Raw genomic sequence first — 22,847 nt, 5'->3', positions numbered from 1 at the left:
TCCGGCTCATGCCCCGAGTAAGCCCCGACCGCATCGCGGCGACAAAGGGGCAGATCCTCGACGGGGCCCGGCGCTGCTTCGCCGAGCACGGCTACGACGGCGCGACCGTCCGCAGGCTCGAAGCGGCGACCGGGCTCTCTCGAGGAGCGATCTTCCACCACTACCAGGACAAGGCCGAGCTCTTCTTCGCGCTCGCGAAAGAAGACGACGAGCGGATGGCGCAGCTCGCTGCCTCGCACGGCCTGGTGCAGGTGATGCGCGACCTTTTGCGCAGGCCTGAAGAGCTGGACTGGCTGACCACGCGCCTTGAGATCACCCGGCGGCTGCGCACCGAGCCGCAGTTCCGCGAGCGCTGGACGCATCGCTCCACCGCAGTGCGCGAAGCCGCGCTCGCCCGTTTGGCGCACAAGCAGAGCGACGGGCGGGTGCGCGCCGACATACCGGTCGAGGTGCTTTACGAATACCTGCAGCTGATGCTCGACGGGCTCGTCAGCCACCTCGCCAGCGGCGAGGACATCGCCCGGCTCGAAGCAGTCCTTGACATGGTGGAGACGGCGATCCGGGTGAGCGCGGAACCACCTGCCGACCGCGCTCCTGCCTAGCGAGGAAAAATCACGCGCCGGGCGAGGCGGATCCGTCAACGCCATGGCAGGCGGGCGCCGCGACACGTCGAGCCCGAGCGCCGCGGCTCCCATGAAACGGACACGCCTCTCCCGCCAGACGCGCCACGGGCGAGAGGAGAACGGCTATTTCTTCTTGCCGCTCGACTTTTTCGCGGGCTCTGGCTCAGAGGTGTGCGCCCCACCACGGGCGCGCAACGCCGTCTTCGACTCGACAAGCACCTTGTGGACAAAGCCATAGGAGCGGCCTGTCTCCTGCGCGAGGCTACGAATACTGGCTCCCGCCTCGTATTTCGCTTTGAGATCGGCTTGGAGCTCGGTCCGGTCGGAGCCCAGCACGCGCACCCCTTTGCGCCGAAGCGCAGTGGTGGCCTTCGCCTTGCTCACAGACGCTTTCGACGGCGTGCCCTTGGCACGCGCCGACTCTTTCGCGGTGGGGGATTTCGATTGAACTGGCGCCATGGCGCTCCTCCTGGGCTCGACATTTTGCACTATCAAGACCCTCTCAACAGTAGCGCGATATTGGCCCGAGGGTCAATGACAGAGTGATCGAAAACTCACCCCGAGCCGGCAGCCCTCCCCGGATCGGCCCATTGACCTCAAGCTCGCTTGAGGTATTAGCGTCGCAAGCGAACGAGAGCATTTTCGAAGAAAGCACAGCCGAAGAAAGCACAGCCGAAGAAAGCACAGCCGAAGAAAGGAAGCCTCATGGCGCTTGAGCTTTTCGCCGAGAACACGGTCCCCCTCGTCCGGAGCGCGGACCAAGAAAAGCTGAGCGCGGCGCGCGAGGGGAACCAGATCGGGCTGATTCTCGACTCCGAAGCCACGAACGGCCTGCTGGGGGCACTGGCGATCCGTCTCGCCGCAGGCGGGCACGGCGCTCCGCCGCATATCCACCGACATTCCGGCGAGCTGTTCCACGTTGTGTCCGGGCAGGCCGAGCTCCTGTGCGGCGAGAAGATCCACACGTTGTCCGAGGGGGACACAGCTTTCGTCCCGCCCAACACCGTCCACGCCTTCGCCGCGGCGCCGGACAGCCCGGCGCATCTCTTCACGGTGCTCGCGCCGGGCACGCAGCGGTTCGACTATTTCCGCTTGCTCGACCGGATCGCGCGGGGCGAAGCCGCCCCCGACCAGCTAGTCGCGGCGCAAGAGCGCTACGACAACCACTTCGTCGAGAGCCCGGTGTGGGCCGGACATCGCGGCGAAGCGGCCCAGCGGGAGCTCCGCGCGCCCGGACCGGCGCGAGCCCGCCTTTAGCCGCTCGCGCAGACGTCCCGCTCGACGACGTTCAGCCGGTCTGCGGCAGGCGCGACCCTGGCAGCCGCCGCGTTGAACTTGTTCGTGGCGTCGTCTCGAACGCTGTCTTCGTCGGACGAGACGATCTCGTCCTGGGCGTCCGCGAGGTCTTGGTACGCCGAGGCCTGCTCGCGCAGCGCCTTCTCGGCCGCCTCGTTGGCGACGCCGTCCGCGGTGCGCTCCAAGAGCTGCTGGCTGTCGCGGAACGACCCGCCGAGCTGGCGTTGCAGGTCCCGCCACTTCTCCAGGTCGCCCTGCTGCGGATGCGAGCCGTGCAAGGCTTTCAGCTGGTTCTGCAGGGCGGTTCGTTTCTCGTCGAGCTGGTGGAACGGAGACCCGATCGACTGCAACGCCTGGCACGCGTGCTGGTCAGGCGCAGCGGCGGCGACAGGGGTCGTGGCGGCGGCCGCCACGGCCGCCAACAACAGCGGCTGCGTCCATTTGCTGATTCTCATAGCTGGCCATGGTAGCAATTCTCCCTGCCGGTCCAGCCGCTCCCGCCGCGAGCGGCCACGCTAGGCCAACGACCGCAGGTACTTGTCGGGCACGGCGAGAAACCTCCGCCACTGGTCGACGACAGCGAGCCGCTCCCACGTGGTCTCCCGGACGCCGTGGGGGCCGAGCTCCAGGATTTGCGCCCCCGGCACCGCGCTGAGCACGGGCGAATGCGTCGCGCAGATCACCTGCCCGCCGGAGCCCGCCACCTCGGAGAGCAGCGCGACCAGGCGCAACGAGGCCTCGAACGACAACCCGGACTCCGGCTCGTCCAAAAGATAGACGCCGGGCTCGTTCAGGATTGCCGCGAACATCGCCCAATAGCCCTGGCCGTGGCTCATCGACAGCACGTCGCCCGCCCGAGCGCGGTATTTCTTGCCGAGCCGGTCCTGCTCGACCATCTGCCGCGCGGTCTCCGCGCGCAGGAAGAACCCGGTCTTCTTCGACTTCGTCCGCAGCATCCTCGCCCCGTCGGCGGTCACATCGAGGTGGAGCACCCCGCCGAGCGGCGTGCGCAACTCGTCGGGATCGCTATAGGCGCGAGCGAGCCGCCCGCCGGTCGCGTTGATCTTGAGCGCTCCCGCCAGCCCTTCGACGAGCGTGGACTTGCCCGACCCGTTCTCGCCGACCAAGAACGTGACCGGACGGGTGAACCGCACGCCCTCCCCAACGAGCCGCGCGACGGACGGCGTTGTGAGCGGCCAGCGGTCGGCCGGAAGCCTCGATCGCAGCTGCGGCGGTATCCGCATGCCCGCCACGAACGGCGCGGCGGGCTCGTCGGAAACAGTCTCCTCGCTCATCAGAACCGAGGATAGACCCGAGCACCGACACTCTCGACGGAACAGCGGGACGAGCTGCAAGGCGCACCGCGACGTGGCGTACGAACAGCGAGGAACGAGCGGGGCGCGAGGAGCGGAGCAACGCCGCAGATCGCCCGCTGACCGCCGAGGTTACGCGAGTTCGACGAGCTCCAAATACTCGTCCGACCAATGGTCCTCGGTGCCGTCCGGCAAGACGATGACCCGCTCCGGCGCGAGGGCCTCCACCGCGCCGGGGTCGTGGGTCACCAGGATGATCGCCCCGGTGAACTTTCGCAGGCCGCCGAGAATGCGCTCGCGAGAGGCCGGGTCGAGGTTGTTCGTCGGCTCGTCGAGGAGCAGCACGTTCGCGCCGGAGGAGACCAGCCCCGCGAGCGCGAGACGCGTCTTCTCGCCGCCCGAGAGCGTCCCAGCGGGCTGGGCGAGCTGGTCGCCGGTGAGCATGAACTGGCCGAGCAGGTCGCGCAGGCGCTGCTCCGGGGCGTCCGGGGCGGCGTGGCGGATGTTGTCCCAGACCGAATCGTCGGGGTCGATGGTGTCGTGCTCCTGGGCGAAGTACCCGATCTTGAGGCCGTGGCCGGGAACCACCGCGCCCGTGTCCGGGGTCTCCGCCCCCGCGAGAATCCGCAGGAGCGTCGTCTTCCCCGCGCCGTTGAACCCGAGGATCACCACACGCGAGCCCCGGTCGATGGCGAAGTCGACGCCTGCGAAGATCTCCAAAGAGCCGTAGCTCTTCGACAGCCCCTCGGCGGTCAGCGGCGTCTTGCCGCAGGGGGCGGGATCCGGGAAACGGATGTCGGCGACCTTGTCGGCCACCCGGTCCGGCTCGAGCGCGGAGAGCATCTGCTCGGCGCGCCGGGCCATGTTCTTCGCCGCGACGGCCTTGGTGGCCTTCGCGCCGAGCTTCGCGGCCTGGGTCTGCAGGGAGGAAGCCTTCTTCTCCGCGTTCGCGCGTTCGCGCCGACGGCGCTCCTCGTCCAGCGCCCTGGTCTTGAGGTATGTCTTCCAGTTCGTGTTGTAGACGTCGGCCTCGCCCCGCATCGCGTCGAGGTACCAGACCCGGTTCACCACCGCGTCCAAGAGCTCCACGCTGTGCGTGATGAGCAGCAGGCCGCCGTTGTGGTGCTGGAGGAACGACTGCAGCCAGGTGATGGAGTCGGCGTCGAGGTGGTTCGTCGGCTCGTCCAGCAGCAGCGTGGTGCCGGACCCGTCGCCGCCCTCGGTCGCCGCGAAAAGGATCCGCGCGAGCTCGACGCGGCGGCGCTGCCCGCCCGAGAGCGTCCCGATGGGCTGTTCCATCACCCGGTCTTGCAGGCCGAGGCGCACGCAGATCTGCGTCGCCTCGCTTTCGGCGAGATAGCCGCCTCGGGCCTCGAACCGCTCCTGGAGCTCGCCGTAGGCGCGGATCGCCCTGTCCCGCTCGCGCTCGTCGACGACCTCGGCCATTTTGACCTGCTGCTTGTCCATCTCCCGCAGGATCGCGTCCAGGCCGCGCGCCGAGAACACCCGGTCTTTCGCGAGGACGGACAGGTCGCCCTCGCGCGGGTCTTGGGGGAGATAGCCAAGCTCGCCAGTGTGCGAGATCGTCCCGCCGTACGGCTTGGTCTCGCCGGCGAGGATGCGCATCGTGGTGGTCTTGCCCGCCCCGTTCCGCCCGACGAGACCGATCCTGTCTCCGGGCTGGATGCGGAGCGCAGACCCCGTCGCGGAGAGCAGCGTCCTGCTCCCAGCTCGCACTTCGAGGTCGTTGGCCACAATCACGGGCCGTGATTCTACCTGAGGGCGAAGGGTGCTGGGGAACCGTTTCCCGGCCCCGATCGAGCAACCGATTCGAGCCCGATGACAGTCTGGTGACGATCCGGGATCGGAAAACAACGATAACGTCAAGACTTGACCCACGGCTGGACGTGTTCCGAGGGCCCGTGCCAGGCTTTAGATCTCCCAGCGCGCAGAACCGCAGAATGTCGCGCAGAACGTGCAGAATCACGGAAAGAGCCAGAACCCCATGAAAAACATCTCTCGCATGACGGCGGCCATTTTTGGCTCCCTCGCCACCGCCGGGCTCGGCGTCGCGGCCTCTTCGATCGCCACCCCGGCGGCCGAAGGCTCCCCCGAAGTCCAGTCGGCCTGCGACGCTTTGGCTGGACCGGCCAACGACGCGGCCATCGGCGTGAACAAGATCCACGACATCGGCCCGACGATCGCTCCGGCGTTGCCCCACCCGGACAACCCCGAGATGCAGACCGGACAGGTCAACCTCATCCAGCTCTTCCTCCAGTCGCGCGACATCGCGGGCTCGTTGCACCAGGCCGGCAACGGGCTGCGCGGCGCCGAGGGGAACGTCGGCCCCGCCGACCTGCGCGACGCCGCCGACGGCCTCGCCCAGGCGGACGACGAAACCGCCTCGGCCTTCGACTCCGCGTCGAACATCCTCGGCCCGCGCCCTCCGATGGACGAGGTCGCCTCGCAGATGATCACGCACATCGGCAACACGATGAACGCGTTCCACCACTTCAACGACGTGTACTCGGCCCAGTGCGGCGTGGACTTGCGCCCCGACTGGGACAACCCTGCGGCCGCCGCCGCCGACGTGAGCGACCAGGAGCCCGCCCCGGCGGACGACCAGGCTCCCCCGGCAGACGACCAGGACAACGCTCCCCCCGCGGAGGCGCCCGCTCCCGCCGACGACCAGGCCCCTCCGGCGGACGACAACAGCGGGCAGTAAGCGACGGCTGCTGCTTTGCTGGGAGTTTCCTGCGAACTGTAACCATGTGACCTGGGATTTTATAAAAACCCCAGTGCGTTTATGGTAATGTCCTCGAAAGAACTGGCGCACAGGAGAGCCCACCGCTCCGACTCAAAGCGTCGAGCGTGACACGGGTTTCGATGGCGGCGATGGCATCCTGATGACATCTCAAGTCCGGACCCCGGCGAGACGTGCCTAGTTCGTCCATGCCGATGCTGGCACGCGATGCTTGTGTCGCGCGGCCAGCCGAATAAATACCGAAGGCCCCAACGAGCCGCATTAGCTGAAAGAGTCGAAGTTGTCGATGAAAACATCCCGCGTGACCACCGCATTGTTGAGCTCCATCGCTGTTGCTGGATTCGGAGTCGCCGCCGCCTCCTCGCACGCCGACCCCGCTCCGGGCGCCCAGGCTTCTTGCGACGCCCTCGACCGCGCCGCGCACGACTCGGCGGTCAACATGGACAAGATCCACGGCATCGCCCAGACCATCTCCCCCGCGCTGCCGCACCCCGACCACCCGGAGCTCGAGACCGGGCAGGTCAACATCATCGACCTCTTCTTCAAGGCGCGCGACCTCTCCCGTTCGCTCCGCCAGTCCAGCGGCGAGCTGCGGGCCGCTGAAGGCGGCGTGGACCTCGCCGACCTGCGCGACGCCGCCGACAACCTCGCCCAGGTGAACGACGACACGGCGACCTCTTTCGACAACGCCTCCAACCCGCTCGCCCCGCGTCCGGAGACCGGCGAGCTCGCCAGCGGGATGTTCGACACGGTCAAGAGCGCCATCCAGGCCTTCCAGGGCTTCAACGCCCTCTACTCGAAGCACTGCGGCGACGACCTGATGCCCGTCTACGACGACCAGCCTTCGGCTGCCGACGCGGGCGAAGCCGCCGACGCAGGCGACAACTGAGCCCAGCAGGCACGAGAGCGCCCGGCCCGCAGATTGTTCTGCGGGCCGGGCGCTCTCGTTTTCAAAAGCCGATAGCCGATAATCGACGGATGCCTGCTTCCGCGCGCCTGCTCGCCGTCACGACCATCGCGCTCGGCGTGGTGTACGGATACGACAGCTCGATCATCGGCGGCACGTTGTTCATGCTGGGCCACGAGTTCCAGCTCGACGACGCGCACAAGGAAACGCTCGCCACAGCCGCCGTGGTCGGCCAGCTGATCGGCGCGGCGCTCGGCTCCCCCTTCGTCGAGAAAGCCGGACGCAAGCGCTCGACCTTCCTGGTGGCGGTCGGGTTCGCGGTGTTCTCCTTGTTCTCTGCCCTCGCCTGGGGGCTCGGCCCGTTGATCGTCGCGCGTTTCCTCGTCGGACTGGTCACTGGCGTGGCTATCGTGGCGACACCGGTCTTCGTCGCCGAATCGGCCCCCGCGCGGCGGCGAGGCGCGATGCTCGCGTCGTACCAGGTCGCCTGCGTCTCCGGCATCATCCTCGGCTACCTCTGCTCCCGCGCCGCGAGCGAGGCCGAGGCCTGGCGGACGGTGCTCGCCGTCGCAGCCGCCCCTGCCGTGCTGGCCTGCGTCCTGCTCGTCTTTCTGCCCGATCCGCCTGCCGCTCCTGCCGCGCCCGGCGATTCGGGCCACGCCAGAACCAGGCTTCGCGAGATACTGCGCCCGCCGTACCTGCGAGGATTCGTCTTCGTCGTCGGGCTCGGCGCCTTCGCGCAGCTCACCGGGATCAATGCGGTGGTCTACTACGGTCCGGCCATCTTCAAGGCCATGGGGTTCAGCGAGAACGACGCGTTGTCGGTCTCCACTTGGGTGCAAGTGGCGAGCTTGGCCTCCGTGCTCCTCGCCATGGCGGTCGTCGACCGGCTTGGCCGCCGACCGGTGCTGTTGACCGGAATCGCGGTCATGGCCGCCTCATCTGTCCTGCTCGCAGTGCTTTTTCTCGGACAGACAGGGCTCGGGCGCCCCGAGGCCGAGGTCCACTTCAGCCACTGGGAGGGGCTGCTCGGATTCGCCGGGACCGCCGTCTTCACGATGGGGTTCACCTTCGGATTCGGAGCGCTCATCTGGACCTATGCCGGAGAGAGCTTCCCATCGCGGCTGCGCTCGACCGGGTCGAGCGCGTTGCTCACCGCCGATCTGCTGGCGAATGTCGTCATCTCCTGGCAGTTCCTGACCGTGCTGCACGCCTTCGGCGGGGCGGGCACGTTCGCGATCCTCGCCGCGGTGGCCGCAGCGGCGTTCGTCTTCGTCTGGCTGCTCGCCCCGGAGACGAAGGGCCGCGAGGTGGAGGAGATCGAACAATTCTGGGCGAACGGCGGCCGCTGGTGAGCCGCGCGAAGATCGCGCTGGGGATCGACATCGGCGGCTCGAAGACCCACGCTGTGGCTTCGCTGGCGGGCGAGACGGTCCTCGACCACACCACGGGCAGCGCCAATCTGCAGTCGGTCAGCCGAGAGCTGGTCGGGCAGCGACTCGACGAGATCTTCGCCCTCGTCGACACGAGATCGGTCGGATCCATCTGCGCGGGCGCGGCAGGCGCGGACAGCGAACGGCAGATCGGCTCGCTCGCGGGCATGCTCCGCGAACGGGCGCCCCTGGCCGAGGTCGCCGTCGTGCACGACACCGAGCTGCTGCTCCCCGCTGCGAGGAAGAGGACCGGGATCGCCCTCCTCTCCGGCACCGGGTCGGTGGCCTTCGGCTCCGTGCGGGGCGGGGCGACCGCACGCGCAGGCGGCTGGGGATACTTGCTCGGCGACGAGGGAAGCGGGTTCTGGATCTTCCGCGAGGCGGTCCGCCACACGCTCCGATCCGACGACCGGGGCGAGGACCAGGGCGAGCTCGGCCGCCAATTGCTGAGCCACTGCGGCTGCGCGTCCGCCGTCGAACTGCTCGACCACGTGTACGAGCATCAAGAGCGAGGGGTCTGGGCCAAACGCGCCGAGCTTGTCCTCGCCCTCGCGGAACAGGGCGAGCCCGTCTCTGCGAGGATTCGCGAACAAGCCGCGAACGCGCTGGCCGGACTCGCCACGACCGTGCAAAAGCGGCTCGACCGAGAGCAGAGCCGCCTCGGGCAGCGGCCCCTTGCCGGTACATTGGATGTCGTGTTGGCCGGTGGACTGCTCACAAACGCCCCTGTTTTCCAAAGCGTGGTCAGCGCCAAGCTGTATGAGGCGGGGTTCTCCGAGGTCTCCGTGCTCGAAGCCCCGCCAGCGCTCGGCGCGCTGCTGCTCGCGGAGGAAGCGCTGTGACCGAGCCCGGCGCGCTCATGGCCGCCGAGATCCGCGAGCAGCCCGAGGCGTGGTCGCGGTTTTTGACGCACGGGCAGGACTCGGTCGTCTGCGCCGCCCGACGGATCGCCCAGTTCCGCCCGCGGCATGTGCTCTTCGCCGCTCGCGGCACCAGCGACCACGCGGCCCTCTACGCGGGGTATTTGTTCGAGACGTTGCTTGGCATTCCCTCGGGCCTCCTGTCCCCCTCCGTGCTCACGGTCTACGGCGCCCGGCCCGACTACACTGGGACGCTCGTCGTCGGGGTCAGCCAGTCGGGCGGCTCCCCCGACCTCGTGCGCTCGCTCGCCGTCGCGGGCGAATGCGGCGCGCTCACCCTCGCGGTGACCAACGCCCCCGACTCCCCGCTGGCCCAAACCGCCGACGAGCACATCGACGTGCTCGCCGGGCCGGAGCGAGCCGTGGCCGCGACCAAGTCGTACACCGCGCAGCTCCTCGCCCTCTGCTCGCTGGTCAAAGAGCTCCACGGCTCCTCGGACCAGACGCTGCGAGCGCTCCCCGACCTCGCACACGGCCTGTTGGACAGGCAGGAGGAGCCTATCGGGCGCCTGGCCGAGCGCTACCGGTTCGCCCCTCGCGTCGTGGCTGTCGGCCGGGGGTACTCGTACGCCACCGCGCGGGAGGCCGCGCTCAAGCTCATGGAGACCAGCTACCTCTTCGCGCTCGCGTTCTCGGCCGCCGACCTTCTGCACGGGCCGCTCGCAGCGGTGGACGCGTCCACTCCTGCGCTGCTCGTCGCGGCTTCGGGCAAGGGCGGGGAGGCCGCGCGGAGCGTTCTGCCGCGCCTGCAGGGCCAGCGGGCCGACATCTTCTGCGTCGGGTCGCCCGAGAGCGTCCGCGCCGCCGGGGCCGGGATCGTCTTGCCCGGACCCGTCCCCGAGGAGGCCTCCCCGCTGCTCGAGATCCTGCCTGCGCAAGCGCTGGCGCTCCGCCTCGCGCTGCTGCGCGGCGAGAACCCCGACTCGCCCCGCGGGCTTCAGAAAGTGACGAAGACGCTCTAGTTTTCGAAGAAGTGGCGCAGATCACTTAATTGAAGACGTCCCACCTGGGAGAAAGCCCTCCGTGGTCCGTGAAATCGTCCCAAGTGAATCCTTTTGTGATATTTCCCCATGACCTCTATCACAAAAACAAGGTTATGATCGGCCTATGGACACGAATCGCAAGGTTGGACCGCTCAGCATCCTCGCCCTCCTCGTCAGAGAGGGCACCGTCTTCATCCTCCACGACGCGTGGAACTACTTCCGAAGATCGCTCCGTCCGCTGCTGCCGAACCGAGTGCCCGGACAGTTGCGCACCGGCTTCGACGTCCTTGGCAAAAAAGAGCTGGCAAACCCGTATCCCGAGTACGACGACCTGCGCCAGGGCCCGGCCGCCCGGTACAGCCCGAAGCACAATATCTGGTTGATCAGCAGGTACGACGCGGTGAAGCAGGCCTCCCGCGCGCACGACACGCTCATTTCCGGCGAGGGGATCGTCCGGGTGCGATTCCATCTGCCTTCGATCATCTCCATCGACAACCCGGACCACGCCAGGCTCCGCGCGCTCACCATGCCGAGCTTCACCCGCAAAAGCCTCGACCGGCTCGGTGAATGGATCGACCAGCTCGCGGAGCAGTTGGTCGCTCCCCTGGCGGACGGGCGCGAGCACGAGTTCGTGGAGGAGGTCGCGGCCCCGATGCCGATGATGGCGATCAGCCATATGCTCGGGGTCCCCGTCGAGGACTACGCAGACTTCCACCGCTGGTCGCGCCGTATCGTCAAAGTCGCCGAGGTCAGGCTGGCCCCGAACATCCTCCGGGAAGGATTCGCCCTCCTCATGGGCATCTTCCCGATGAACCACTACCTCCAGCGGATCCGCCGCCAACGAAACTGGACCCGCGACGACAGCCTCATCGCCGAATGGTCCAGGGCCGTCGAGCGCGGCGAGATCACCGAAAGCGAGTACTTCTGGCTTGTGGTGATCGTGCTCATCGCGGGGAACGAGACCACGACCAGCCTGCTCGGGGCTCTCGTGAACGTTTTCGCCGAACAGCCCGACGTGTACGACCGGCTCCGCGAGGAGCCCGGGCTCATCAGCTCTTGCACGCTGGAGGGGCTGCGCTACAGCTCGCCCGTCCAAGGCTTCTACCGGACCGCGCTGGTCGACTACGACGCGGAGGGCCAGCGCATTCCCGCCGGATCCCGTGTGCTCCTCGCGTTCGGCGCGGCGAACCACGACCCGGCGCACTACCCCGATCCGGAGTCCTTCAAGATCGACCGCGATCCCGTCGACCATCTGGCCTTCGGCCACGGCGTCCACCATTGCCTCGGCGCGCTGCTCGCCAAGATGGAGTCCGACGCGATCCTGCGCGCGATGGTCGCGAACGTCGCGAAGGTCGAGCTCGCGGCCCCTGCGGAGCAGGGGACGAATCCGACGCTCTGGGGATTCGCGAAAGTTCCGGTCCGGTTCGTCCCTGCCGTCCAAGGCGCAGAGCGGCAGAGCCGGGAAAGCAGGAGCTCCGAGGGCTCAGATATCCGACGGGGCGAGCGGAATCTCCGGCACGCCGGGGGTGTGCAGATAACCCGCGAGCCACGGTAGGGCTTCGGCGAACGTGGAGCGCGCGAACGGCCACAGGTGCCTGCCGGGGCCGACATAGACCGAACAGGCGACACCCGCGTTCCGGCCCGCGTCGCACAGCGTCTTGGCCGCGTTGATCGAATCCGGATCGACCCAGACGCTCGCGTCCGAGTCCGCCTTCGTCTCGTTCTCCCTGCCGGGGTGGCCGGTCACCTGGAACCAGCCCGCCGTGCGTCCGTACGAGCCGTGCTGCGCCATCGCGACCAGCGGATCGTGCTGGTCGTACGCCGCTTTGTTGCCGCCGAACAGCGCTCCGAGCGTGTCCGAGCCCTCCGCGAGGGCGGGCCGCTGGTAGCCGACGATGTCCACGAAGCCGCTGAACAGGTCCGGATGCATGGTCGCGAGCGTGACCGCGCACGTCCCGCCCATCGACCACCCGACGATCCCCCAGTCGCCCCCGCCGGGGCTCGCGCCGAACTTCGACGCGACGAACTGCGGCACCTCTTTCACAAGATGGTCCTCCACGTTGCCGCGAGGACCGTTCACGCATTCTGTGTCGGCGTTGAAATAGCCGCCGAAATCCACGAAGGCCAGAATCGGCGCGTTGCCGCCGTGCGCTGCGGCGAAATCGTTCGCGATCTGCACCGCCTGGCCGTTGCGCGCCCAGTACTCCGGCGAGTCCCCCTGCCCCGCGATCATCATCACCACAGGCAGCCTCGGCGGCGTCTTCTCCGCGAACCAGGCGGGCGGCAGGTACACGTACTCGTTCCGGTGCGGGAAATGGCTGATCGAGTCGGGGATGTAGATCCGGACGAGCTTGCCGGACGGCTGCGGCTTGCCCTTGAGCGCCTCCAGCCCTTTCTCGTCGACCGCGCCCGGAATCGGATCCGCCGGACCCGGATCGGCCGACGCGGACGGCACGAGCCTGCCGCGCGCGCCGCTCAGAATCAAAACCAGCATGACCGCCAACGCCCCGAAGGCGCGTCCGAGCCGGATGATCCGGCTCCTGGACTTCCCAGACAAAGAAAACACTCCGATCATCGTATGCAGCGCTTGTGCTCCCTCGAACAAGCCTGAGAAACAGACGCCTACTGCGTCGCGGGGGTGGACGCAGGCAACGGCGACGGCGACACTCCCGGGGTACCAAGATACCCGGCCAGCCACGGCAGCGCGTCGCGGAACGCGTCCGACGCGAACTGCCAGGTGTGTTTGCCCGGCTTCGCGATCACCGCGCACTGCATGCCTTGCTGCTCGCCCGCCTCGCAGATCTGCCGCGCGGCGCCGAGGTAGTCGCCCGACCCCATGAACCCGCCGGGGTCGCGACCGCCGAACCCGGCGTTGCCGACGTCGGCGGCGGCCTCGGTCATTTTCATCCCTTTCGGGGCTTTCATCGGGCTGCTGGAAGCCTGGAACCAGCCCGCCGTGCGGTTGTAGTGCCCGTGCGCGGCGACCGCGGCGAGCGGTGCGTACGCGTTGTAGGCCGCCTCGTCGCCGCCGAACAGGTTCTTGATGGTCGTCTGCTCGTCACCCGCGCTCGGGCGGATGTCGCCCGCGATGTCCACGAAGCCGCTGAACTGGTCCGGGTGGCGCGCCGCGAGGTTCACCGCGCACGTCCCGCCCATCGACCAGCCGACGACGCCCCATTTCGCGGGGTCCGAGCTCGCCCCGAACTTCGAGACCACATACGGCGGGACGTCCTTCACCAAGTGGTCCTCGGAGTTGCCCCTCGGGCCGTTCACGCACTCGGAGTCGGTGTTGAAGCTCCCGCTCGTGTCCACGAAGACCATGATCGGCGCGTTGCCGCCGTGGTCGGCGGCGAATTTGTCGGCGAGGTCCGCCGCGTCGCCGACCCGGATCCAGTGCGACGGCGTGTCGAACTCGCCGCCGATCATCATCACCACCGGCAGTTGCGGCGGGGTCTTCGTCGCGAACCACGTCGGCGGCAGGTACACGTACTCGGTGCGGTGCGTGAAATGGCTCGCGTCGTTCGGGACGTCCACCGGGACGATGCGTCCTGCCGTCTGCGCCGTCCCCTGCAGCGCCGGGAGGTCGGCGGCCTCCACCTGGTTCGGCAAGGGGCCCGCGGTCAGCTCGTCCCACGCCTGCTCCAGCGTCGAGAAGTAGCCCACCCATTGGTTGACGACCACGCCGGTCGAGAGCAGGCACAGCGGGACGGCGAGGACCGCGACCGCGCGCCGTCCCCACCACTGCCCCCGCCAGCCGAGGACCAGGACCGCGACAGCCGCGCCGGAAACTCCCACCCAGAACCAAAGGGCGCTCGGCGCCGGGTCGCCCGCGAGGCCGTTCTCGTCGATGTACTGGTAGACCGCCCAAATCGCGCCGAGGGCCACAACCGCTGCCGCCGGGATCCAGCGCGTCCACCACCGCTTCGTCCGGTCCCGGCCGCTGAGCGCGTAGGCGAGGGCCACGACCGCGAGGATCTCAAGGACCCAGGGGAACCAGCCTTGCTGGATCCGGATTCCGTCGCGGTACTTCATCATCGGGTTGTCCGCAGGCGCTGCGAGCGATGCAGCCGCCGAAGCCATGTGAGATGTCGCCGTGTTGAGCACGATGCCATCCTGCCAAGGGAGACTGAGCGGTTGCTGAGAGCCGCGCGCGGCTCTCAGCAGGCCGCGCGCCTATCGCAGCGCGGCGAGGAATGGGAGGAAGGGAGGGATCTCGTCGGGGTCGCACAGCACCTCCACGAGGGCCGGGCCGTCCGATCGCGCTGTGTCCGCGAGCGCGCGCCGCAACTCCGGCAGGGTCTGCGCCAAAACTGCGGACAGGCCTGGGAACATCGCCGCTATGCCTGCCGCGATCGACGCGGGCCGGAAGCGGTGGTAGCCGTGCTCGCCGGAGTGGAAGAGCTGCTCCTGGACGACGCTTTTGCCGTGCGCGTTGTTGTTGCAGATGACGAATGTGATCGGGAGATGGTGCTCGATCGCCGTGTGCAGCTCCATGCCGTGCGCGTAGAAGGCTCCGTCCCCGGCGATCACGAAGGTCCGCCGACCGCGCGCGAACGCGCATCCGATCCCCGCGCCGAAGCTGTAGCCCAGCACGGGCGCCCCGAGCGCCACCACGAATCTGCCCTCCTCCCGGCAGGGCAGCCGGTGCACGCACGCCGTCCCGACGCTCCCGACATCGACGACCACGTCGGAGCCCTGCGCAATAGCCTCGTCCAGCGCGGCGACCACATCCGCGTGGCCGACGCCCGAGCAGGAGCGGGCGGGGACGGCGAGCGCCACCGGAGGATGGGCGGACGGCTGGCGGTGCTGCGACATCGGGCGCAGCGCCTTGCACAGCGCGCGGAGCGTGCCGCGAAGGTCCGTGGTGAGCAGATGCGCCGCCTCGATGTGCGGCGGGCGCTCCCCGAGCGAGAGCACCTCCACCCCCTTCAACGCGGCCTCCAGCCCGCAACGGGTCTGCTCCGGGGCCCTCGTGCCGACGAGAAGGCACACCCTGGCCGCTCGGACCGCCTCGCCGACCTGCGGGTGGCCCATGCTCCCCGCGACGCCGATGAGGTGCCTGTCCACCGGGCTGATCACGTCTTTCGCGTCCGGGGCGACCGCGACGCTCGCGCCGAGCACCCTGGCCAGGTCGGCGAGCTCGGCACGAGCGCCATGCCTGCCGACCTCGTCGCCCGCGATGATGACCACCTGCGGCGCAGCCTTCGCCAGCTCGGTGGCGAATCCGATCAGGCCCAAACCGTTCGCCCGCAGCTTCGCGATCGGCTCGCCGTGCGCCCCCCAATGCGCGGCCCGTCCGGCGGCCCTTGCCTGCTGGACGTCCTTCGGCAGGATGACCACTGCTGGCCCGGAAAGCCGAACAGCCATTTCAAGCGCTTGCTCGACGAGGTTCGCGACCAGCGACGGGTCGTGCGCGCGCCTGCAGAACACCGAGACCGACTGCAGCACCTGCGCCACGTCCAGGCTCCCCGTCCGCCCGCTGCCGTCCCCGAACGCGCCGAAACCCGCCAGGCCCGCGGGCGGCTGGCCCACCAGCGCGAGCACGGGGACGCGGCTCGCGAACGACTCGCCCAGGCCCGCGACGAGTTGCAGGCAGCCGCCGCCCGAGCCCGCCATGACGACTCCGACCTTCCCGACCGACTCGCTCGGCCCCCACACCGGACGGGGCCGCCCGCCGACTCTCGCGTAGCCGTCCGCCATCGCCGCCGCCGAGAACTCGTGCTTCGCGACGACCGCGGTCATGCCCGCTCGGCCCTGCACCGCGTCGTACAGGTCGTCGATGTTGTCCCCGCCCCCGCTGAAGACGTGCCGGACGCCCGCTTCGAAAAGCTGGTCCGCGACAAGGTCGGCCACTCGCGGCGCGGCCTGGGCGGGGCGCGCGGGGTCCAACGGCTCCCTTTGGACCGCGCGAGAATCGGAATCAAGCATGTCGTTCACCTCATTGAGAACTACGGCCGAAAACTCAACTATGATCGGGGTCACTTTCTGTGATGAGTCCAGTCTGCCCCTCCGCGAACAGAAACGCAAGAGCCTGCCCGAAGTCGTTGAAACACCAGATCAAAGAGGGTTTACCGATGTTCTGGTACCATCCACGTTGCACACCTCCCCGAAGCTAGGAGACCCGCCGTGACCTTCAACGAAGGCATCCAACTCGACGCGAGCAACATCGACACCGGCTCAGGCGGCGGCGGTTTCGGCCGGGGCCCGCAGCTCGCCGTCGGCGGCGGCGTGGGCGGCATCATCGTGCTCGTGCTCGGCCTCCTGCTCGGCGGCAACGGCGGCGGCAGCAACCCGCTGTCCGGAGCCGGGCAAGGCGGCGCCGCGCAGTCCGGCGCCGGCGACGCGCAGCTGCAGGCGAAGGTCGCGCAATGCGCGAGGGACTCCTCGCTCGCGAACTCGGACCTCACATGCCGGATCCTCTACACCAGCAACAGCGTGGACGCGGTGTGGTCGGCCCAGTACCCCAAGCAGACCGGCAGGCAGTACACGAAGCCGAGGCTCGTCATCTTCCACCAGAGCGTGCAGACCGGCTGCGGTTTCGCCCAGAGCTCGATCGGCCCGTTCTACTGCCCCGCCGACCACAAGGCGTACTTCGACCCGACCTTCTTCAAAGAGCTTGAGAACTTGGGCGCCAGCGACGACAAGCTCGCCCAGGAGTACGTGGTGGCGCACGAGTACGGGCACCACCTCTCCACGCTGCTCGGCACCATTCGCGCCTCGCAGGGCGACCCGAAGGGCGCGGAGTCCGGCGCGGTGCGCACAGAGCTGCAGGCCGACTGCTTCGCGGGGGCCTGGGCGCACTGGGCCTCGCAGCCCGGCCCGAACGGCGAGCGCCCACTCATCAAAGAAATCACCGAGGACGACGTGCGGGAGACCGTGAAGACCGCAGACGCGATCGGCGACGACAGCCTCCAGGCCCGGGCGGGCCGCAGGGCGAACCCGAACTCCTTCACCCACGGCAGCGGCGAGCAGCGCCAAGTCTGGTTCCTCAAGGGGTACAAGTCCGGCCAGATCGCGGACTGCGACACCTTCCACGCCCGGGACCTCAACAATCCCTGACGCCGAGGCTTCCCCGTCCGAACTTTTCGAACGAATGTTCTTGACATAGAGCCCGAACGGGTGTTCCATTGTCTACATGCGATGGCAAGGACAGCTCCTGCGGAACGATGACGGCGACGGCCCGCGCCCAGGCGAGGCGCAGGCCTTGCCCGGCCTTGAGGCGAGCACCTTCCTCCGGTCGGTGACCACGCCGGATTTCTCGGGAGTCACTTTCCACGAAGTGCTCTGCCGCAGCGCGCTCAACGCGGTGTCCAAGACATCGGCCATGCCGTTCGGCTGGACGATCAATCCGATGCGCGGCTGCTCCCATGCCTGCCGGTACTGCTTCGCCCGGTCGAGCCACGAGTACCTCGACCTCGACCCCGGCGAGGATTTCGACAAGCAGATCATCGTGAAAACCAACCTGGTGGAGGTGCTGCGCCGGGAGCTGCGCAAACCCTCATGGGCGAAAGAGCCCGTCGCCATGGGCACCAACACCGACCCCTACCAGCGCGCGGAGGGCCGTTATCGGCTCATGCCAGGGGTGATCGAAGCGCTCGCGGCTTCGGGCACTTCCTTCTCCATCCTCACCAAAGGCACGCTGCTCCGCCGAGACCTCCCGGTCCTGCAAGAGGCGGCCAAACGGGTGCGGGTGCATCTCGCGGTCTCGATCGCGCTCGTGGACGAGCCGTTGCAGCAGTCGCTCGAGCCTGGCACGCCCACCCCGAAGGCGCGGATGGACCTCGTCCGGGCAGTCCGCGAGGCGGGCTTCTCCTGCGGGGTCATGGCCGCGCCGATCCTGCCGGGCCTCACCGACTCGCGCGATCAGTTGGAGCAGTTGGTCAAGGAGCTCACGGCAGCAGGGGCCACCAGCGTCACCGCGTTCCCGCTGCATCTGCGCCCGAGCACGCGGGGCTGGTTCATGTCCTGGCTCGAGCGCGAGCGTCCCGACCTCGTGCCAAGGTACAAGGAGCTGTACGCCCGGGGCTCGTACGTCACGCCCGCCTACCGGGAATGGCTCTCGCAAACCATGGCGCCGATCCTCCGGCGCCACCGGGGCAAGCGGCCCGTCTACCCGAGGCATGCGCATCGGGGGCCGCAAAGCTCGGGGCGCGATCGCGGCCCCGCTGCCAAGCCGCAGCAGGAGCCGCAGCCAGAGACATTGTTTTAAGCGGCGCCGCTTATATCGGCGAGCCGCAGCGCCAACTCTGCGACAACGTCCGGCAGCGGCACGGAGGACTGCTCCCCCGAGCCCATGTCTTTCAGCTGCGCGTGCTCGGAGGCCAGCTCCGCCTCGCCGACGATGAGCACGAACCTCGCTCCCGAGCGGTCCGCCGCGCGCATCGCAGCTTTGAGCGCGCGATCTCCATACGCGAGATCCACGCCGATCCCGGCTTTGCGCAGCTCGCCCGCGAGGCGGGCCATCCGTTCCTTCGCCTCCGAGCCGAGCGCCACCCCGAACACCGGGACCGAGCCCGAGTCCTGCGCCGGGACCTCCTCAGCCGCGAGCGCCAACAAAGTCCGCTCCAGCCCGATGGAGAAGCCGACGCCGGGCAGCGCTTGGCCGCCCAAGTCCGCGACCAGGCCGTCGTAATGCCCCCCGCCGCCGATCGCGGACTGCGCCCCGAGGCCGGAGTGGACGAACTCGAAGGTCGTCTTCGTGTAGTAGTCCAGGCCCCGCACCAATTTGGGGCTCAAGGTGTACTCGACTCCCAACCCGCGCAAATGCGCGAGCACCGTCTCGAAGTGCTCTTTGGCCGTGTCGGAGAGGTAGTCCACGAGCAACGGCGCGTCGACGAGCTGGGCCTTGACTTCGGGCCGCTTGTCGTCCAGCACGCGCAGCGGATTGCGCTCGGCGCGCTGGCGGGTCGCCTCGTCCAGGTCCAAGCCCCGCAAGAACGAGAGCAGCCGCTCCCGGTACTCGGGCCTGCACGTCTCGTCCCCCAGGGAGTTGATCTCCAACCGGTAGCCCTGCAAGCCCAGCCTGCGCAGGCCTTCGTCCGCGACGGCCACCACCTCGGCGTCGAGCGCCGGGTCGTCGACCCCGATCGCCTCGACGCCCATCTGCTGGAACTGGCGGTAGCGCCCGGACTGGGGCCGCTCGTAGCGGAAGCACGGCCCGGCGTACCAAAGCTTCACCGGCAACGGGCCCCGGTCGAGCCCGTGCTCGACGACCGCCCGGACCACGCCTGCGGTCCACTCCGGACGCAGGGTGAGCGATCGCCCGCCCTGGTCGGGGAAGGTGTACATCTCTTTGCCGACGATGTCGGTCGACTCCCCGACGCCACGCACGTACAGCGCGGTGTCCTCGAAGATCGGCAGCTCCGCAGGCCGGTAGCCCGCGAGCTCCGCAGCCTCGCCAAGGATTCGTTTTGTGGCGACGAAGCGCGCCGAGTCCGGCGGCAGATAGTCCGGCACCCCTTTGGGCGCCTGCAGCTTCTGCGCCTTCTTCGCCTGCTCCGCTTGTTTCGCCATGCCCGGCTCCGTCATGCCCGCAACTCCCTGATCCATTCGTTCGTCCTGCGCTCCCGGCCTATCGTGGTGGCCAGGCCGTGCCCTGGCAGCACAATGGTGTCGTCGGGGAGCGTCAGCAGCTTCTCGCGGATCGACCGCAGAAGCCTCGGCATGCTGCCGCCGGGCAGATCGGTGCGGCCGATCGATCCGGCGAACAAGACATCGCCCGCGAGCACGACGCGACTCGTCCCGTCCGCACGCGCGATGGGAACCGACTCTGCGAGGCCTTCGAACTCGCCGCCGAACAGCACCGATCCGGGCGTGTGGCCCGGAGCGAGGTCCACGGTGAGCCGTAAGCCCGCGAGGTCGAGCTCGTCGCCGTCGGCGAGCTCGAGCACCTTCTCCGGCTCGCGGAAGACCGTGCCCGCCGTGAGGAAGGACAGCGCGCCGAACATGGACCCGATCCCCTTGCCCGGTTTCGTGAGCAGCTCCCGGTCGTCCGGGTGGATGTACGCGGGGATCGAGTACGCGTCGCAGATCTCCCTCGCGGACCAGATGTGGTCGATATGCCCGTGGGTGAGCAGCACCGCGACCGGCTTGAGGTCGTACGCGTCGAGCATCTCGCGCGCTTGTTTGGCGGCAGACTGGCCCGGGTCGACGATGATCGCGTCCGAGCCGGGGCCGAGCGCGAGCACGTAGCAGTTCGTGTGGAACATCCCGGCGGAGAAGCATTTTATCAGCATGGCTGGTCAAGTCTAGCCGCACTCTCGTCAAGTCGAGCCATCCTCTCGGCTAGAATGCATCGTCTGAATGTTCCGGGACCCCAAGCCATGGAGGTAGAGCCCCCTTGCCGAGCAACGAACAAAAACGAGCGGCGGCCAAGCGCAAACTCCAACGCCAGCTCGCCAAACGCGCAGAGCACGAACGCCAACGCCAGCGGTTGACGCTCGTGTTCGCCGCCGTCGTGGTCGTCGCGCTGGTCGCGGGCGGTGTGTTCTGGTGGGTCCAATCCCGGCCGAAGCCGGAGGCTCCCGCAGTGCCCGCAGCTCTGTCCTGCGCGTTCGAAGCATCGCCCGAGCCTGCGTCGAAGCCGGTGACCAAGCCCGCGAACGGCCCTGCCGCCATCACGCCGCCGACCCAAGACGTGACGATCCAGACCGACCAAGGCGACATCCCGGTCGCCCTCGACCGGGCCAAGGCTCCCTGCACGACGCAGAGCTTCCTCTCCTTGGCCCAGCAGAACTACTTCAACGACACCACCTGCCACCGGCTCACCACCGGAGGGCTCTCCGTCCTGCAATGCGGCGACCCGACCGGCACCGGCTCGGGCGGGCCCGGCTACAAGTTCGCCGACGAGTACCCCGTCGCCAAGGGCAAGCCGGTCGCGACCACGGGGTCCACGTTCTACACGCGCGGCACGCTCGCGATGGCGAACGCCGGGCCGGACACCAACGGCAGCCAGTTCTTCCTCGTCTACCAGGACTCCACGCTGCCGCCGAGCTACACCGTCTTCGGGCATATCGCCGAGCCGGGCCTGGTGACCCTCGACAAGATCGCCGCAGGCGGCGTCGCCCCTGGCCCGCGCGGCGGCGGCGACGGCCCTCCGAAGATCCCCGTGAAGATCGTCAGCGTGGACCTCTCCCCGGCGAACCACGCCGCGCCGCCAGCCCAACCAGCTCCGCCCGCGCCGCCAGCCCAACCGGCTCCGCCAGCCCAACCAGCTCCGGCGGGGCACTGAGCACAGCGTGATGTTGCGAAAGTTTTTCACGCCCGTCGCGTTGATCGCGGTCGTCATCACCGGATGCGACCGCGCGCCCTCGCCCGTGGCGGCCCCGTCGTCGCACGCGCTCTCCGCGCACTCCTCGGCCACGCTCGCCACGAGTGCTTCCGAGCCCGCTCCGGGGATCACGCCCAGCGCCGTGCCCGCGGCCCCCGTGATCTCGCCCTGCGACTTCCGGTCCACCCCGGTCGCGCCTTCGCCCCGGCCGGTCGCCCCGCCGCCGAACGGGGCGGCCCCCACCGATCCTGAGATCGTGAGCGCGGTGGTCAAAACCGACCAGGGCGACATCCCCCTGACCCTCACGCCGGGGAAGACCCCCTGCACGGTGCTCAATTTCTTGAGCCTCGCGCAGCAGCATTTCTACGACAACACCAAATGCCACCGGCTCACCACCGACGGCATCTTCGTGCTCCAGTGCGGCGACCCGACCGCCACCGGCACAGGCGGCCCCGGCTACAGCTTCGCCGACGAGTACCCCATCGGCAGCAGGACCGCCCCTTCGCCCGGCCCCGGCGACACCCTCTACACGCGCGGTGTCCTCGCGATGGCGAACTCCGGCCCCGACACCAACGGCAGCCAGTTCTTCCTCGTCACCAAGGACTCTCCCCTGCCGCCGCACTACACCATCTTCGGCTCGACCGACGAGGCGGGACTCGAGGTCTTGGACAAGATCGCGGGCGGCGGCGTCCTTCCCGGCCCGACGAGCGAGAGCGACGGCGAGCCGAAGGTCCCCGTTCAGATCCTCGGCGTCCAAGGGCCCTGATCCGCACAGGCTCCGAGCTGGCGCGCGCCAGCCGCTGGCCGCCGCCTGACGGAAGATCTCGCTCTCGCGCCTTTCCGGACACGAACCAGCCCCTCGTGGCGCGCACTTCGCCCCAATATACCCCCTAGGGGTATATTGGGGCGAAGTGCGCATGAGCGCACAGACCGAATCGACAACAGCCGGGCGCGGCTCGCATGCGAGAGCGCCTCGACTCCGATCTGAATCTGGAGGACTTTGATGAAAACGCTGTCCCGCCCCCTGGCCTTCGCCGCCGTCGTTCTCGTCTGGGGAACGACGGTCCCGTCCGCGACAGCCGTCCCGCTCGGGCATTTCGCCAATTCGTCCTCGGGCGGCAACGCTGGCGCGACCGGCTCCGGCGGCAACCGGGACGGGGGCCACAACGAGGGCCACACCGACGGCTACAACAGCGGCATCCCCCACCCGGTCCCGTCCTCGATCCCGCACGAGGACAACACGACCGTCCGGCGCTCCGAGCTGGACGCGGGCGGTCTAGGCCACACCCACTGACAACACCAGCGCTGTGCCCGCCTCATCCACGGGGCGGGCACGGCC

General features: G+C 68.7%; 22 protein-coding genes. 13 read left to right on the top strand and 9 right to left on the bottom strand.

Annotated elements, in window-relative coordinates; genetic code table 11:
- Positions 1–8: 8 nt before the first annotated feature.
- Positions 9–602 carry a TetR/AcrR family transcriptional regulator gene (locus ACRC20_RS00930; RefSeq protein WP_438684439.1) on the top strand — a complete coding sequence of 198 codons (594 nt, stop codon included), beginning with the start codon at positions 9–11 and terminating at the stop codon, positions 600–602.
- Positions 603–746: 144 nt separating this feature from the next.
- Here the strand turns inward: ACRC20_RS00930 and ACRC20_RS00925 are convergent, their stop codons facing one another.
- Positions 747–1,007 carry a helix-turn-helix domain-containing protein gene (locus ACRC20_RS00925; protein WP_438684652.1) on the bottom strand — a complete coding sequence of 87 codons (261 nt, stop codon included), beginning with the start codon at positions 1,005–1,007 and terminating at the stop codon, positions 747–749.
- 321 nt (positions 1,008–1,328) lie between these two features.
- On the opposite strand from ACRC20_RS00925, the gene ACRC20_RS00920 reads away from it, so the two are divergent.
- Complete coding sequence (locus ACRC20_RS00920) at positions 1,329–1,880, top strand: cupin domain-containing protein (protein ID WP_438684438.1); 552 nt, start codon at positions 1,329–1,331, stop codon at positions 1,878–1,880.
- Here ACRC20_RS00920 and ACRC20_RS00915 read toward each other — a convergent pair.
- The 3 genes from ACRC20_RS00915 to ACRC20_RS00905 form a co-directional block, all read right to left on the bottom strand.
- A complete protein-coding gene (locus ACRC20_RS00915; protein WP_438684437.1) occupies positions 1,877–2,374 on the bottom strand; it encodes a hypothetical protein in 498 nt (165 codons plus the stop codon). The two genes, ACRC20_RS00920 and ACRC20_RS00915, sit on opposite strands and share 4 nt — an antisense overlap.
- A 60-nt stretch (positions 2,375–2,434) precedes the next feature.
- Positions 2,435–3,214 (bottom strand): AAA family ATPase, encoded by a 780-nt coding sequence (locus tag ACRC20_RS00910; protein WP_438684436.1) that lies wholly within the window; start codon positions 3,212–3,214, stop codon positions 2,435–2,437.
- A gap of 150 nt (positions 3,215–3,364) precedes the next feature.
- On the bottom strand, positions 3,365–4,993 hold the full coding sequence (locus ACRC20_RS00905) for an ABC-F family ATP-binding cassette domain-containing protein (RefSeq protein ID WP_438684435.1): 1,629 nt from the start codon (positions 4,991–4,993) through the stop codon (positions 3,365–3,367).
- Positions 4,994–5,237: 244 nt separating this feature from the next.
- Between ACRC20_RS00905 and ACRC20_RS00900 the strand changes: the two genes are divergently transcribed.
- The 6 genes from ACRC20_RS00900 (at position 5,238) to ACRC20_RS00875 (ending at position 11,794) form a co-directional block, all read left to right on the top strand.
- Positions 5,238–5,957, top strand: coding sequence for a hypothetical protein (locus ACRC20_RS00900; RefSeq protein WP_438684434.1), 720 nt, complete (start codon positions 5,238–5,240; stop codon positions 5,955–5,957).
- 325 nt (positions 5,958–6,282) lie between these two features.
- Positions 6,283–6,885: a hypothetical protein gene (locus ACRC20_RS00895; protein WP_438684433.1), complete on the top strand. Its 603-nt coding sequence runs from the start codon at positions 6,283–6,285 to the stop codon at positions 6,883–6,885.
- Between the two features lie 89 nt (positions 6,886–6,974).
- Positions 6,975–8,258, top strand: coding sequence for an MFS transporter (locus ACRC20_RS00890; RefSeq protein ID WP_438684432.1), 1,284 nt, complete (start codon positions 6,975–6,977; stop codon positions 8,256–8,258).
- Positions 8,255–9,178: an N-acetylglucosamine kinase gene (locus tag ACRC20_RS00885; RefSeq protein WP_438684431.1), complete on the top strand. Its 924-nt coding sequence runs from the start codon at positions 8,255–8,257 to the stop codon at positions 9,176–9,178. Before ACRC20_RS00890 ends, ACRC20_RS00885 begins: the two co-directional genes overlap by 4 nt.
- 17 nt (positions 9,179–9,195) lie before the next feature.
- Positions 9,196–10,218 carry an SIS domain-containing protein gene (locus tag ACRC20_RS00880; RefSeq protein ID WP_438684651.1) on the top strand — a complete coding sequence of 341 codons (1,023 nt, stop codon included), beginning with the start codon at positions 9,196–9,198 and terminating at the stop codon, positions 10,216–10,218.
- A gap of 145 nt (positions 10,219–10,363) precedes the next feature.
- Complete coding sequence (locus tag ACRC20_RS00875; protein WP_438684430.1) at positions 10,364–11,794, top strand: cytochrome P450; 1,431 nt, start codon at positions 10,364–10,366, stop codon at positions 11,792–11,794.
- Here ACRC20_RS00875 and ACRC20_RS00870 read toward each other — a convergent pair.
- From ACRC20_RS00870 to ACRC20_RS00860, 3 genes are all read right to left on the bottom strand, one after another.
- Complete coding sequence (locus tag ACRC20_RS00870) at positions 11,723–12,805, bottom strand: alpha/beta hydrolase (RefSeq protein WP_438684429.1); 1,083 nt, start codon at positions 12,803–12,805, stop codon at positions 11,723–11,725. The two genes, ACRC20_RS00875 and ACRC20_RS00870, sit on opposite strands and share 72 nt — an antisense overlap.
- Positions 12,806–12,861: 56 nt before the next feature.
- Complete coding sequence (locus tag ACRC20_RS00865; RefSeq protein WP_438684650.1) at positions 12,862–14,271, bottom strand: alpha/beta hydrolase; 1,410 nt, start codon at positions 14,269–14,271, stop codon at positions 12,862–12,864.
- 141 nt (positions 14,272–14,412) lie between these two features.
- Positions 14,413–16,167 (bottom strand): thiamine pyrophosphate-binding protein, encoded by a 1,755-nt coding sequence (locus tag ACRC20_RS00860; RefSeq protein ID WP_438684428.1) that lies wholly within the window; start codon positions 16,165–16,167, stop codon positions 14,413–14,415.
- A 198-nt stretch (positions 16,168–16,365) separates the two neighbouring features.
- Here ACRC20_RS00860 and ypfJ point away from each other — a divergent pair, with 198 nt between their 5' ends.
- Positions 16,366–17,298: a KPN_02809 family neutral zinc metallopeptidase gene (gene ypfJ, locus ACRC20_RS00855; RefSeq protein WP_438684427.1), complete on the top strand. Its 933-nt coding sequence runs from the start codon at positions 16,366–16,368 to the stop codon at positions 17,296–17,298.
- 76 nt (positions 17,299–17,374) lie between these two features.
- The gene (locus ACRC20_RS00850; protein ID WP_438684426.1) at positions 17,375–18,448 is read left to right on the top strand and encodes an Rv2578c family radical SAM protein; all 1,074 of its coding nucleotides are present in this window, start codon (positions 17,375–17,377) and stop codon (positions 18,446–18,448) included.
- Here ACRC20_RS00850 and hisS read toward each other — a convergent pair.
- Entirely contained in the window at positions 18,445–19,752 is a 1,308-nt protein-coding gene (gene hisS / locus ACRC20_RS00845; protein ID WP_438684649.1) for a histidine--tRNA ligase, read from the bottom strand. The two genes, ACRC20_RS00850 and hisS, sit on opposite strands and share 4 nt — an antisense overlap.
- 11 nt (positions 19,753–19,763) lie before the next feature.
- Positions 19,764–20,474 (bottom strand): MBL fold metallo-hydrolase, encoded by a 711-nt coding sequence (locus ACRC20_RS00840; protein ID WP_438684425.1) that lies wholly within the window; start codon positions 20,472–20,474, stop codon positions 19,764–19,766.
- A gap of 104 nt (positions 20,475–20,578) precedes the next feature.
- Between ACRC20_RS00840 and ACRC20_RS00835 the strand changes: the two genes are divergently transcribed.
- The 3 genes from ACRC20_RS00835 to ACRC20_RS00825 all read left to right on the top strand — a co-directional run bounded on the left by ACRC20_RS00835 (position 20,579) and on the right by ACRC20_RS00825 (position 22,802).
- Positions 20,579–21,469: a peptidylprolyl isomerase gene (locus ACRC20_RS00835; RefSeq protein WP_438684424.1), complete on the top strand. Its 891-nt coding sequence runs from the start codon at positions 20,579–20,581 to the stop codon at positions 21,467–21,469.
- Positions 21,470–21,479: 10 nt separating this feature from the next.
- Positions 21,480–22,274: a peptidylprolyl isomerase gene (locus tag ACRC20_RS00830; RefSeq protein WP_438684423.1), complete on the top strand. Its 795-nt coding sequence runs from the start codon at positions 21,480–21,482 to the stop codon at positions 22,272–22,274.
- Positions 22,275–22,511: 237 nt separating this feature from the next.
- Entirely contained in the window at positions 22,512–22,802 is a 291-nt protein-coding gene (locus ACRC20_RS00825; RefSeq protein WP_438684422.1) for a hypothetical protein, read from the top strand.
- The last annotated feature ends 45 nt before the right edge of the window (positions 22,803–22,847 follow it).

This window comes from Segniliparus sp. (assembly GCF_051660745.1).
GTDB lineage: Bacteria > Actinomycetota > Actinomycetes > Mycobacteriales > Mycobacteriaceae > Segniliparus.
The sequence above is the reverse complement of the archived record's forward strand: the minus strand, read 5'-3'. Positions and strand labels throughout refer to the sequence as shown.